Below are 11,840 nucleotides of genomic sequence, written 5' to 3' on the forward strand. Positions count from 1 at the left end.
CCCCAATTGCGCCACTACAAAGCATTCATGCAGTTGCCACTACAAAACTTCCGCAAAAATGTGCATAAGTCGTTGATTCACATGGAAGCGGCTTCACCAAAAACGCGAAATCGGCATTTTGGTGTCGAACTCGGGTGGCCAAGATTGACGTGAGAGGCGGTCGAGCCCAAGTTCGCAGCATATGGTGCGCCGTGTTCTGTACATTGAATATGAGCGTTGTCTGCGCGGAGGATTCGCCGCTTTTTCTCAGCATGAGTCAGACGCTGACCAGAGATACCAATCTGTTGAGAGACGACACCAATCGGCGCACGGACTATCTGTCTACGACCACGCTCACGGCAGGGCTTGACAAAGCGTACGGTCGTCAAAACTATCGCTTGTCGGCGGCAGCCTCTAAAAACCACTACCGGGAGAACAGTCAGTACAACAATGACGGCTATTCGGTCAGTGCCGATATCAACTCCGAGGTGGCCGATAAGTTCAGTGTGAGCGTCGGAGGGGCGGCTTCTCGCTTCTTGCCTAATTTTGAAAATTTGACCAATCGAGCGCTGCGGAATGTTCAAACGAACCGGCAGTATCAACTTGATGCTCGGTATGGGCTTTTTGGTAAGCTGTCTGTCAATGCTTCGCTCGGCCACTCTGAGGTGGCGTACTCGATTGCCGACGCAGAGAACAAGCAATCCGATACCACTTTGCTTGGCTTGCGGTATTCGCCCACCGATTTGCTCAATTTCGGCGTATCGGTCAGCAAAACGGATACGTCTATTCCCAATCGGGTGTTGGTGGGTGTGAGCAGCATTGGTGAAGATGTGCAGCGTACCAGTGTGGCGCTCAACAGTTCTTGGGTTGTGACGGGCTTTAGTCGTCTTTACGGTTCACTGGCAATGACCAACGAACGGCATCCAGCCGACAGTCGTCGTGACTTTAAAGGGGTCACCGGATCTGCGTCCTGGGCTTATACGCCGGGTGGGAAAATGTCCTATGCAGCCTCATGGGTCAGAGACACCAGCAATGAAGGCGGGCAGACATTGGGGAAAAACATCAATGCGGACTCGGTGTATTCCACCAGTAACCGTTTGAATAACACGCTGACCGGATCTGCGCGCTGGCAAGCAACGGCAAAAGTTGCGGTGAATGCTGTTGTGACTTACGCGCGCTACCAAGAGGATTCGGGCTTGGGGAGTTCCTCCGTGGTCACGTCCACATCGGAAAATGGGCGCTACAAGGGGTACTCGCTGGGCGTGGCGTACCAACCCTTGCGCGCACTTGGTCTTGGGTGCGATGCATTGCGGTATGACCGAACCAAGTCACGGTTCTCGCTGGGCTACAGCGGCAACACGTTGGCATGTCGGGCTTCGCTGTCGATTGATTAAGTTTGGAGTAGCAGGTGCCTTGCATCTTGTTGACCGGCGCGACCGGCTACATCGGTTCGCACACTTGGCTGGCGTTGCAGGACGCCGGGTTTGATGTGGTTGGCATTGACAGCTTTGTCAACAGTTCGCCGCGCGTACTGGACCGGTTGAAGACGATCAGCGGACGTGATCCTGTTTTCGTGGAAGGCGATGTTCGCGATGCAGGCGCGCTGGATCGGGCCTTTGCTGCCGGGCAAGCGTACGGGGGCATTCAGGCGGTGGTTCACTTCGCGGCATTGAAAGCCGTGGGCGAATCGGTCGAGAAGCCGCTGCTGTACTTTGATAACAACCTGGGTGGCTTGGTGTCGGTGTGTCAGGCCATGGAACGCCATGATGTGCGGCGCATGGTGTTCAGTTCGTCGGCCACCGTGTATGGCAAGCCGGATGCGCTCCCCATCACCGAGTCGGCGGCCTTGCGCGTCACCAACCCGTATGGGCAGACCAAGCTCATGGGTGAGGAGATGCTGCGCGAAATCGAGCGCTGCAATGCGGCCTGGCAACTGGCCATCCTGCGTTACTTCAATCCGGTTGGCGCACACCCCAGCGGTTTGATCGGTGAAGATCCGTGCGGGGTGCCCAACAACCTGATGCCGTATGTGGCACAGGTGGCGGTGGGCAAGCGCGAGCACTTGAATGTGTTTGGCAACGATTACGAGACGCCTGATGGCACGGGTGTGCGTGACTACATCCATGTCTGCGATCTGGCCGAAGGCCATGTGGCCGCCCTGCGCTACCTGCTGGGGCAGCAGCAATCCCTGACCGTCAACCTCGGTACGGGCCAAGGCTATAGCGTGCTCGAATTGGCCAAGGCGTATGGCAAGGCATCTGGGCGAGACATTCCCGTGGTGTTTGCGCCGCGTCGCCCCGGTGACATTGATGCTTGCTATGCCGATCCCGCGCACGCCCATGCAACCATGGGGTGGCGCGCAACCCGTGGTCTCGATGAAATGTGTGTGGATTCGTGGCGTTGGCAGTCCATGAATCCGAGTGGCTTTGCCGCGTGACAAAAAATCAGGGTTTCAAAATGACTTACTCCGTTCTTCCCGTGATCATGGCTGGCGGTTCCGGCACGCGCCTGTGGCCGCTGTCTCGTGCGCTGTATCCCAAGCAGTTCCTGGTGCTGTCGGGTAATCAGAGCCTCTTTCAACAGGCGCACTTGCGCTTGCAGGGCTTGGCGGCGTCTGACATTGAAGTGAGCCAGCCTTGTGTGGTGGGCAACGAAGAGCACCGTTTTCTGGTGCTCGACCAGTTGCGAGAAGTGAAGGGCGATCCTTCGTCGCTGCTGCTGGAGCCCGCCGGGCGCAACACGGCCCCTGCGGTCACGCTGGCGGCCTTGCAAGCGGTGGCAGGCGGTGAGGATCCCATCCTGGTGGTCACGCCCGCGGATCAGACCGTGACGAACGAGCACGCTTACACCGAGGCCGTACAAAAGGCGGTCCGTGCAGCGGCAGAAGGCGACATCGTGATCCTGGGCATCACCCCGGACCGTCCTGAAACGGGTTTTGGCTACATCCGCTCCACAGCAGGGGATGCGCAAGGCGTACGCGCCGTGATGGCCTTCGTGGAAAAACCCGACCTGGAAACCGCCAAGGCGTATGTGGCCGATGGCGGCTACTTCTGGAACAGCGGCATGTTTGTGATGAAGGCGTCCCGCTGGCTGGCTGCCCTCGCGCATTTCCGTCCGGACATTGCTGAAGCCACTCAGGCCTCGTTTGCGGTCCGCACCACGGATGCTCAGTTTGTGCGTCCCGGCAAGGACGAGTTCAAGGCCGTGCCCTCGGAGTCGGTTGACTACGCGGTGATGGAGCAGTGTCCCGCGCATCCTGAGGCGGGTTTCAAGGTCACGATGGTGCCGCTGGATGCGGGCTGGTCCGATCTGGGGGCTTGGGATGCGGTGTGGCAGGTCAGCGCTCACGATGCGCAGGGCAATGCCGCTCAGGGTGATGCTTTGTTCCAGGACAGCACCAACACGCTGTTGCACTCCACCAGTCGCCTGGTTGCCGCGGTAGGCGTGGACAACGTGGTGGTGGTGGAGACGCCTGATGCCGTGTTGGTGGCCGACCGCTCACGCAGCCAGGATGTCAAAAAGATCGTGGCCAAGCTGGAAGGGCAGTCGCGGACCGAGGGAACCTTGCATCGCCGCGTGCACCGTCCTTGGGGGTGGTACGACTCCATCGACCATGGTCCGCGGTTCCAGGTCAAGCGCATCATGGTCAAGCCCAAGGCCTCTTTGAGCCTGCAGATGCACCACCATCGCGCCGAACACTGGATCGTGGTGAGTGGCACGGCTGAGGTGACAGTGGGCGACAAGGTGCTGATGCTGTCCGAGAATCAGTCGACCTATATCCCGCTTGGCACGGTGCACCGTCTGGTGAACCCGGGCACGATTCCTCTGGAAATCATCGAAGTGCAGTCGGGCAGCTACCTGGGTGAAGACGACATCGTGCGTTACCAGGACAACTACGGCCGTTCAGCCTGAGTGGCCGAACCTCAGAGGCACTGAAGCAGATCCATGGGGTGGACGGCGATGACGTCAGCGCCCCAACTGCTGATGTCGCCGCTGTGGCCGATGTAGCCCCATTGCGCGGCGGCGCTGGGCATGCCTGCGGCTTGAGCGGCCTGAATGTCTCGCAGGTCGTCCCCCACATACAAAACACGTGATGGCGTGGCGCCAATGAGTTCGCAGGCCGTGAGCAAGGGCAGGGGGTGAGGCTTGGCGTGTGCCGTGGTGTCGCCACTGATCAAGACAGCGGCCCGATCAACCAACTGCAGGCCTTCCATCACCGGTACTGTGAAACGGTGAGGTTTGTTCGTCACCACACCCCATGTGATGCCACGCTGTTCGAGTTCGCGCAGCACGGTGTCCATGCCGTCAAACAAGCAAGTGGTGTCGGCCAGGCAACGCGCGTACGTGTCCAGAAACAAGGTGCGGAGCGGCTCGAACTCTTCGTGACCAGGATGAATGTCCAGCGCAGCGCCAATCAGGCCGCGTGCCCCCGCTGAGGCGTAGGGTCTCAACTGAGCCAAAGGCAGTGGTGTCAGGCCACGCGAGGTCCGCAGGGCATTGGCCGCGCCCACCAGATCGCCCGCGGTATCGGCCAGGGTGCCATCCAGATCAAACAGAACGGCTTGCGGTGGGGCGGGCCACGCGATGGTGGCGATGGCTGGGGTGCTCATGGGTGGTCGCCGTTCATCAGACTGCGCTGACGGGCTTGCGGCAAGCCACCATGTAGTTCACGCTGGTGTCACCCGACAGCCAGTAGTGGCGGGTCAGGGGGTTGTATTCCATGCCTTTGAACTGCACCAGATCCAGATGGGCTTCGCGGATGCAACGTGCCAACTCGGCCGGCCGGATGAAGCGTGCGTACTCGTGTGTGCCTTTGGGCAGCATCTTGAGCAGGTACTCGGCGCCCAAGACTGCAAACAGGAAGGACTTGGGATTGCGGTTCAGGGTCGAGAAAAACAGCCAGCCACCGGGCTTGGCCATGGCCGCACAGGCCTGGATCACCGAGGCCGGGTCGGGGACGTGCTCCAGCATTTCCATGCAGGTGACCACGTCGTATTGCGCGGGCTGCTCGGCAGCGAGTGCTTCGGCGGCTACGCAACGGTAATCGAGGTTGGCCACACCTGCTTCCATGGCATGCAGTTGCGCCACTTTGAGGGATTTGTCGGCGAGGTCGATGCCAAGCACATTGGCACCGCGACGCGCCATGGATTCGGCCAGGATGCCCCCGCCACAGCCCACGTCGACCACGGTTTTGCCTTTGATGGCCGCGTGCTGGTCGATCCAGTCCAGGCGCAAGGGGTTGATCTCGTGCAGGGGGCGGAATTCGCTCTCAGGGTCCCACCACTTGTGGGCGAGGTCACTGAATTTGGCGAGTTCTTGGGGGTCAACGTTCGTCATGGGGTGAAATGCTACCCAAACCGACGGTGCCTGCCGGGGTGTCGGGGCATTTTTGTCGTCGATTTTTTGATTTGCCCCATGTGAACGGGGATCAATCCAGGCCTTGCTTGATGCGTCGGTACAGCGTGTTGCGGCTGATACCCAGTCGCCGTGCGGCTTCGGACATGTTGCCGCCGGTCGCGTCGATCACATGCCGGATGGCCTGTCCGGACAGTCGCTTGAGATTGGCTTCTGCCATGAAGGTATCGGCCGTAGACGCAGGCGTGGGGGAGGCAACCTCAGGCGAGCGGACCGCCTCTTGCAGTTCCGACACCATGTCTTCGGGGAGGTGATGCCAGTCCAGCGCGGACTCGTCGGTCTCCAGCAGCGCGCACATGGTGCGCAGCAGTGCATTGAGTTGTCGCAGGTTGCCGGGCCACGTGTACCGGCGCATGGCCTGCATGAGTCCTGGATTCAGGGTGACGGTGCGGGGGTTGCCCATGTCGTGCATGGTGCGCGACAGGGTGGTGTGCACCAGTTCGTCAAAGTCTTGGCGTTCTCGCAGTGCGGGTAGTGTGACGGTGAGGCCGTTGAGTCGGTAGTACAAGTCTTCGCGAAAGTGCCCTGCACGGACGGCTTCCTTGAGGTGCCTGTGGGTGGCGCAAACCAGTTGGAAGTCCACCGGGAAGGATTTGCTACCGCCGAGCGGCACCACGGTTTTGTCTTGCAAGACCCGTAGCAGCCGGGCTTGAAGCGACAAGGGCATGTCACCGATCTCGTCCAGAAAGAGGGTGCCACCGTCAGCTTCTCGGATGCGACCGGGGGAGCCTTCTCGCCGGGCGCCGGTGAATGCGCCGCCGACGTAGCCAAACAGCTCGGCTTCAATCAGGGTTTCGGGCAGCGCCGCGCAATTCAGGGCGACAAAAGCGTGGTTGCTGCGCGGGCCTTCTGCATGCAGCGCACGGGCAAAGACCTCTTTGCCGGCACCCGACTCGCCTTGAATGAGCAAGGCGATGCCTTGTGCCTGGACTCGGCAGGCTCGCCGGAAAGCGTCCTGGATTTTGGCATCGGTCTTGGCCGAGGCCGATGCAGAAGCGCTGGGGACTGTGGGTGGCCGGCTGGCGGATGGCGCGGGGGACTCGGGCTCGTGCAGGCGGAGGGCGGGTTCGCTCAGATTCACCACCAGTTTGTGGCGGGGTTCGAGCTTGGCGTGGATGGCGTCGCCATGAGGCAGGCGGCACCGCATGATGCGTCCGGGGGGGAATTGGCCGAGACGCAGGCCGGTAAGTTGTTCGAGGGTGCCGCAGCCGATTCGTCCATCGCTCAATGACAGCCAGTTGCGGGCCAGTGTGTTGGCGCCGATCACCCAGCCATCGTCGGACAGGGCCACCAGCCCCTCGCCAACAGCGCCCAAGCCCTCGGGGTGCGGGTGCAGCCGCAAGATCTGGTCGCGTAGGTGTCGGGCGTGAAACAGTCGATCTTCAATCATGCGGGCAGCCGATCGAACGAGGGCGAAGGTGTGGGGGTGCCGACTGCGGTGGTCGCCTGAAATGTCGAGCACCCCGCGCAGTTGTCCGTCAGAGGCAACGACCGGTGCTGCCGCACAGGTCAAAAAGCTGTTGCGGGCCAGATAGTGCTCGGCGCCGTGAATGACCACCGCACGTTGTTCTGCCAAGGCGGTTCCGATGGCGTTGGTGCCTCGGTCGTGCTCATGCCAAAGCGCGCCCGGGCGCAGGGACACTCGGTCGGCTCGCTCGCTGAAATCGTTGTCGCCCAAGGCGTGCAGGAGCAGACCACGCGCATCAGACAGGATGACCAGGTTGCCGCAATCTCGAACCTGGTCAAACAGAAAGTCCATGACCGGACGCGCGTGGGCCAGGAACTCGCGTTGTGTCCCCAGCGCTTGCCGCAACTCGGCGTCATCGCAGGTTGGCGAATGTCCGGGGTGCTCCAGCGGGCTGAGGCCAGCATGGCGGCTGCGCAGCCAGGATTGCTGGAGGGCCTCGGTGACCAGCCCCGCAGGGATGTCACCCGACTCCAGAAACCAGCGGCGCGCTTGCTGCAGTGCCGAGTCAGAGGACGGTGGTGTCAGGTCGCGTGACATGGTGACGTGGGTGTGGGTTGCGCTCAGTATGGCTTTGCGGACAGGCCGGTACACCCGTAGTCACCCTGTGTCATTTTGGGACAGTGTGCCGTATCACCGCTGTCGGCTGACACAGGGGTGACAGCTTGGGCGTGAAGACGATGCCCAGAGGGGGCGGCTTGCGGGCTCGGGATGAACCCGCACTGGCACGTGCTCTGCACTCAGAAGAGAGCGTGACGGGCAAAAGGCCATGAGCGATTTGCCCGCGTTCACCCGGCCCATTGATCTGTACCCCGACCTGAAGAGGAGACTTTCATGATCTACGCAGCACCCGGCGCAGCAGGCGCACCCGTTACCTTCAAGCCCCGCTATGACAACTTCATCGGCGGCAAGTTCGTTGCGCCCCTGGGCGGTGAATATTTCGACGTGATCACGCCCATCAGTGGCACGGTCTATACCCAAGCCGCGCGCTCTGGCGAGGCAGACATCAACCTGGCGCTCGATGCGGCACACGCAGCCAAGGACAAGTGGGCGGCCACGGCGCCGGCCGAACGTGCCGCGATCCTGTTGAAGATTGCAGATCGTCTGGAGCAAAACCTCGAGAAGCTGGCCTACGCCGAGACAGTGGACAACGGCAAGCCGATCCGTGAAACGCTGAACGCAGACATCCCTCTGGCGGTCGACCACTTCCGTTACTTTGCTGGCTGTTTGCGGTCTCAAGAGGGCTCGATCAGTGAGATTGACGGCAACACCATCGCGTATCACTTCCATGAGCCTCTGGGGGTGGTGGGACAGATCATTCCGTGGAACTTCCCCATCCTGATGGCGGCCTGGAAACTGGCGCCCGCACTTGCGGCAGGCAACTGTGTCGTGCTCAAGCCAGCCGAGTCGACCCCAGTGAGCATCCTGATCCTGATGGAATTGATTGCTGACTTGCTGCCACCCGGCGTGTTGAACATCGTGAACGGCTTGGGTCGTGAGGCAGGGATGCCCTTGGCCAGCAGCAAGCGCATTGCGAAAATTGCCTTCACGGGCTCGACGGCCACGGGGCGTGTGATCGCTCAGGCCGCAGCCGGCAACCTGATTCCCGCCACGCTGGAGTTGGGTGGCAAGAGCCCCAACATCTTCTTTGAGGATGTGATGTCGGCGGACGACGCCTTCCTCGATAAGGCCATCGAAGGCATGGTGCTGTTTGCTTTCAACCAAGGCGAGGTGTGCACCTGCCCATCGCGTGCGCTGATTCAAGAGTCGATCTATGACCGCTTCATGGAGCGTGCGCTCAAGCGCGTGGCGGCGATCAAGCAAGGTAGCCCGCTGGACACGGACACCATGATGGGCGCACAGGCCTCGGCCATGCAGATGGACAAGATCATGTCGTACCTGGCCGTGGGCAAGGAAGAGGGCGCACAGGTTCTGATCGGTGGTGATCGTGCCAGCCTGGGGGGCGATCTGGCTGGCGGCTATTACATCCAGCCGACCCTGTTCAAGGGCCACAACCAGATGCGCATCTTCCGCGAAGAAATCTTTGGCCCTGTGCTGGCCGTGACCACATTCAAGGACGAAGCCGAGGCCTTGGCAATTGCCAACGACACACCGTATGGCTTGGGTGCTGGTGTGTGGACACGAGACGGCAGCCGCGCCTATCGCTTTGGTCGAGGCATTCAGGCCGGTCGTGTGTGGACCAACTGCTATCACGCGTACCCCGCGCATGCCACCTTTGGTGGTTACAAGGAATCTGGCATCGGCCGTGAGACCCACAAGATGATGCTTGATCACTACCAGCAGACCAAGAATCTGTTGGTGAGTTACAGCCCGGACAAGTTGGGCTTCTTCTGACGACAAGAGCGCTCCACAAGGGCGCTGGTTAGAGGCAGGGCGGTCGAGACCGCCCTTTTTCTCTTGGTTCAACGACAAGGGGCGCAACATGACGAAGCGCGTACTGGCGACACCGGCAGCGCAATCGGTGATCGAACAACTCCAAGGCGAGCACGGCACGCTGCTGTTTTATTTGTCGCATGGATGCTGTGATGGCAGCACGCCCATGTGTTTGAAATCGGGCGAGTTGACGCCCACAGCATCCGATGTCTTGTGGGGTGTGTTGGCTGGGGTCCCGTTTTACATGAGTGCGACGCAGGCCGAATACCTGGCCGCGACGCAATTGACGCTGGATGTTCGCGTAGGCAGCCTGGGTACGTTTTCTTTGGAGGATGCACTCGGATGTCATTTTGTGACGCAGTCCCGGTTGATGTCCGACGCCGAGTTGGCTGACTTGACACCTGTGCCATGAACCCTCTGTCCGGTGCTTGTTTCAGGACTGTGCGACAGTTCAGCCTGTTGTTTTCGCTGAAGCTTTGAAACATGCACACGATCGTTTACGGCATCCCAAACTGCAATACCGTCAAGAAGGCGAGGACCTGGCTGGACGAGCAGGGCGTTGCGTACCGTTTTCATGATTACAAGAAGGCCGGGGTGCCTGAGGACCGGCTGGATGCGTGGATTCAGTCTGTGGGTTGGGAAGTGCTGGTGAACCGTCAAGGCACGACCTGGCGCCAGCTTGACGATGCGACCAAGGCCGCTGTGGTCGATGCAGCCAGTGCGCGTGCATTGATGTTGGAGAAGGCGAGTGTGATCAAGCGTCCGGTGATCGAGCTGGATGGCGCGGTGGTCTGCGTGGGCTTCGATGACAAGAAGGTGGCTGCTTTGATGCAAGCCTTGGGGCTGTGATGAAGTCAGTGCGTGGACGCCGTCAGCAGTCGGGTGTGATCGACGGTTTCTTGCTGGGCATGATCGGTGCCGTGATGTTGGCTTCGTTCTGGCCGGCGCTGGGGAAGACGGGGGGCCTGTTGCATGTCGACAAGGTGACGGACCTTGGCATCTTTGCCTTGTTCTTCCTGCATGGCATGGGTCTGTCGACCGCGAGTTTGAAAGACGGTGCCAGCAAGTGGCGTTTGCATCTTCTGGTTCAGCTTTGCACTTACGTGGTGTTTCCGCTGTGGTGGGCCCTGCTGGCACTGCTGGTGGGGGGGCACATTTCCCATGACTTGCTCATGGGGTTCTTCTACCTGGCGGTGCTGCCTTCCACCGTGTCCTCGTCGGTTGCCATGACGGCGCTGGCGCGGGGGCATGTCGCCGCCGCCGTGCTCAATGCCACCCTGTCGACCTTGCTGGGGGTGTTCATCACACCGCTGCTCGTGAGCTGGGTGATGAGCGGGGCTGGCCAATCCTTCGATGTGGCGCAGACCATGCTCAAGGTGGCCAAGATGCTGCTGTTGCCCTTCCTGATTGGACATTTGCTGCGACCGGTCCTGGGCGAGCTTTTTGCCCGCATCAAGCGCTTCACCTCGGTGTTTGATCGCGCCATCATCGTCATGCTGGTCTGGGCTGCGTTCAGCGACTCTGTGGCAGACGGACTCTGGAGCCGTCATGGCTGGCCCTTGCTGGTCGAAGCCATGGTGGGTGCCGTGATCTTTCTGTTCCCCATGCTGTGGTTCACGCGGGCCGTGTCTCGCCGACTGAAGTTTGATCAGGAAGACGAGATCGTGGCGGTGTTCTGCGGCTCGAAAAAGACCTTGGCATCGGGGATGCCGATGGCCAAGTTGCTGTTTGGTGGCATCTCGGCCATGGGGGTGCTGATTCTGCCCATCATGCTCTACCACCAGTTGCAGTTGTTTGTCTGCGCGGTCTTGGCCAGGCGGTATGCCGCGCGCAGCGCCCGTCAGGTGGTGTGATGGTGCCAGAGCGTATGACCACGGCAGCAGGCGCCCGGTCCAGGCATCACAGCGGGCCGCCTTCATCCATGCCGAGGATCGACTACGTTGCGCCGCCAGATGAGGGCTTTGCACCGCTATACATGGACGAGTCGCTCGTGGTGGTGTGCAAGCCCGAGGGCTTGCTGTCTGTGCCGGGCAGGGGGGATGACCGGCAGGATTGCCTGATTGCGCGCGTGCAGCAACATGTGCCGGATGCATTGATCGTGCATCGCCTGGACATGGCGACATCGGGGTTGATGGTGCTCGCCCGGGGCGAGTCTGTTCACCGTCAGTTGAGCAAGCAGTTTCAAGACCGCCTGGTCGACAAACGCTACGAGGCGGTGTTGAGTGGCGTGCTGCCCGACGACGAAGGCATGGTGGATCTGCCCCTGATCACGGACTGGCCCAATCGCCCGCTGCAAAAGGTGTGTGCAGAAACGGGCAAGCCGTCACAGACGCGTTACTGGGTGCTTCGTCGTGACAACGAAAAGGGCCAGACCTGGGTGTCGCTGGAACCGGTCACGGGGCGCTCGCATCAGTTGCGTGTCCACATGCTGGCGCTGGGGTGCCCGATCGTGGGCGACCCTTTCTATGGTCATGCAGAGAGTCAGTCTGGGGCGCCGCGACTGCTCCTGCACGCAGCCCAGCTGGCTTTGACGCATCCGCTGAGCGGGGCGCGCATGTGCTGGCACAGCGCGGCCCCCTTCTGATCC

The 11,840-nt window shown here is 60.9% G+C and carries 11 protein-coding genes; 8 read left to right on the top strand and 3 right to left on the bottom strand.

The window, feature by feature from the left end; translation table 11 throughout:
- Positions 1-251: 251 nt before the first annotated feature.
- The 3 genes from ACMV18_RS09210 to ACMV18_RS09220 are packed head-to-tail and all read left to right on the top strand — an operon-like array spanning position 252 to position 3,891.
- Positions 252-1,373, top strand: a complete 1,122-nt coding sequence (locus ACMV18_RS09210) for a hypothetical protein (protein ID WP_420817595.1) — start codon at positions 252-254, stop codon at positions 1,371-1,373.
- Positions 1,374-1,387: 14 nt separating this feature from the next.
- Positions 1,388-2,416: a UDP-glucose 4-epimerase GalE gene (galE, locus tag ACMV18_RS09215; protein ID WP_420817596.1), complete on the top strand. Its 1,029-nt coding sequence runs from the start codon at positions 1,388-1,390 to the stop codon at positions 2,414-2,416.
- A 20-nt stretch (positions 2,417-2,436) separates the two neighbouring features.
- Positions 2,437-3,891, top strand: coding sequence for a mannose-1-phosphate guanylyltransferase/mannose-6-phosphate isomerase (locus tag ACMV18_RS09220; protein ID WP_420817597.1), 1,455 nt, complete (start codon positions 2,437-2,439; stop codon positions 3,889-3,891).
- Positions 3,892-3,902: 11 nt separating this feature from the next.
- Here ACMV18_RS09220 and gph read toward each other — a convergent pair whose 3' ends face one another.
- The 3 genes from gph to ACMV18_RS09235 form a co-directional block, all read right to left on the bottom strand.
- The gene (gene gph / locus ACMV18_RS09225) at positions 3,903-4,589 is read right to left on the bottom strand and encodes a phosphoglycolate phosphatase (protein ID WP_374258685.1); all 687 of its coding nucleotides are present in this window, start codon (positions 4,587-4,589) and stop codon (positions 3,903-3,905) included.
- A 16-nt stretch (positions 4,590-4,605) separates the two neighbouring features.
- Positions 4,606-5,316 carry a bifunctional 2-polyprenyl-6-hydroxyphenol methylase/3-demethylubiquinol 3-O-methyltransferase UbiG gene (ubiG, locus tag ACMV18_RS09230; protein WP_374258684.1) on the bottom strand — a complete coding sequence of 237 codons (711 nt, stop codon included), beginning with the start codon at positions 5,314-5,316 and terminating at the stop codon, positions 4,606-4,608.
- Between the two features lie 91 nt (positions 5,317-5,407).
- The gene (locus ACMV18_RS09235) at positions 5,408-7,399 is read right to left on the bottom strand and encodes a sigma-54-dependent Fis family transcriptional regulator (RefSeq protein WP_420817598.1); all 1,992 of its coding nucleotides are present in this window, start codon (positions 7,397-7,399) and stop codon (positions 5,408-5,410) included.
- 294 nt (positions 7,400-7,693) lie between these two features.
- On the opposite strand from ACMV18_RS09235, the gene adh reads away from it, so the two are divergent.
- The 5 genes from adh to ACMV18_RS09260 all read left to right on the top strand — a co-directional run bounded on the left by adh (position 7,694) and on the right by ACMV18_RS09260 (position 11,837).
- Positions 7,694-9,214 carry an aldehyde dehydrogenase gene (adh, locus tag ACMV18_RS09240; protein ID WP_420817599.1) on the top strand — a complete coding sequence of 507 codons (1,521 nt, stop codon included), beginning with the start codon at positions 7,694-7,696 and terminating at the stop codon, positions 9,212-9,214.
- Positions 9,215-9,302: 88 nt separating this feature from the next.
- Positions 9,303-9,665 (top strand): DUF779 domain-containing protein, encoded by a 363-nt coding sequence (locus ACMV18_RS09245; protein WP_374258680.1) that lies wholly within the window; start codon positions 9,303-9,305, stop codon positions 9,663-9,665.
- 71 nt (positions 9,666-9,736) lie between these two features.
- The gene (locus tag ACMV18_RS09250) at positions 9,737-10,102 is read left to right on the top strand and encodes an ArsC family reductase (protein ID WP_420817600.1); all 366 of its coding nucleotides are present in this window, start codon (positions 9,737-9,739) and stop codon (positions 10,100-10,102) included.
- Positions 10,102-11,106, top strand: a complete 1,005-nt coding sequence (locus ACMV18_RS09255; RefSeq protein WP_420817601.1) for a bile acid:sodium symporter family protein — start codon at positions 10,102-10,104, stop codon at positions 11,104-11,106. Before ACMV18_RS09250 ends, ACMV18_RS09255 begins: the two co-directional genes overlap by 1 nt.
- 122 nt (positions 11,107-11,228) lie before the next feature.
- Entirely contained in the window at positions 11,229-11,837 is a 609-nt protein-coding gene (locus ACMV18_RS09260) for a pseudouridine synthase (protein ID WP_420817602.1), read from the top strand.
- Positions 11,838-11,840 lie beyond the last annotated feature (3 nt).

Origin of the sequence: Aquabacterium sp. (assembly GCF_048860245.1) — a bacterium.
Lineage (GTDB): Bacteria > Pseudomonadota > Gammaproteobacteria > Burkholderiales > Burkholderiaceae_C > Aquabacterium.

Coding starts and splice junctions, on each gene's coding strand:
- ACMV18_RS09210 (WP_420817595.1), top strand. CDS start 252: ATGAGTCAGACGCTGACCAGAGATACCAATCTGTTGAGAGACGACACC.
- ACMV18_RS09235 (WP_420817598.1), bottom strand. CDS start 7,399: ATGTCACGCGACCTGACACCACCGTCCTCTGACTCGGCACTGCAGCAA.
- ACMV18_RS09250 (WP_420817600.1), top strand. CDS start 9,737: ATGCACACGATCGTTTACGGCATCCCAAACTGCAATACCGTCAAGAAG.
- adh (WP_420817599.1), top strand. CDS start 7,694: ATGATCTACGCAGCACCCGGCGCAGCAGGCGCACCCGTTACCTTCAAG.
- ACMV18_RS09220 (WP_420817597.1), top strand. CDS start 2,437: ATGACTTACTCCGTTCTTCCCGTGATCATGGCTGGCGGTTCCGGCACG.
- gph (WP_374258685.1), bottom strand. CDS start 4,589: ATGAGCACCCCAGCCATCGCCACCATCGCGTGGCCCGCCCCACCGCAA.
- ACMV18_RS09245 (WP_374258680.1), top strand. CDS start 9,303: ATGACGAAGCGCGTACTGGCGACACCGGCAGCGCAATCGGTGATCGAA.
- ubiG (WP_374258684.1), bottom strand. CDS start 5,316: ATGACGAACGTTGACCCCCAAGAACTCGCCAAATTCAGTGACCTCGCC.
- ACMV18_RS09255 (WP_420817601.1), top strand. CDS start 10,102: ATGAAGTCAGTGCGTGGACGCCGTCAGCAGTCGGGTGTGATCGACGGT.
- ACMV18_RS09260 (WP_420817602.1), top strand. CDS start 11,229: ATGGACGAGTCGCTCGTGGTGGTGTGCAAGCCCGAGGGCTTGCTGTCT.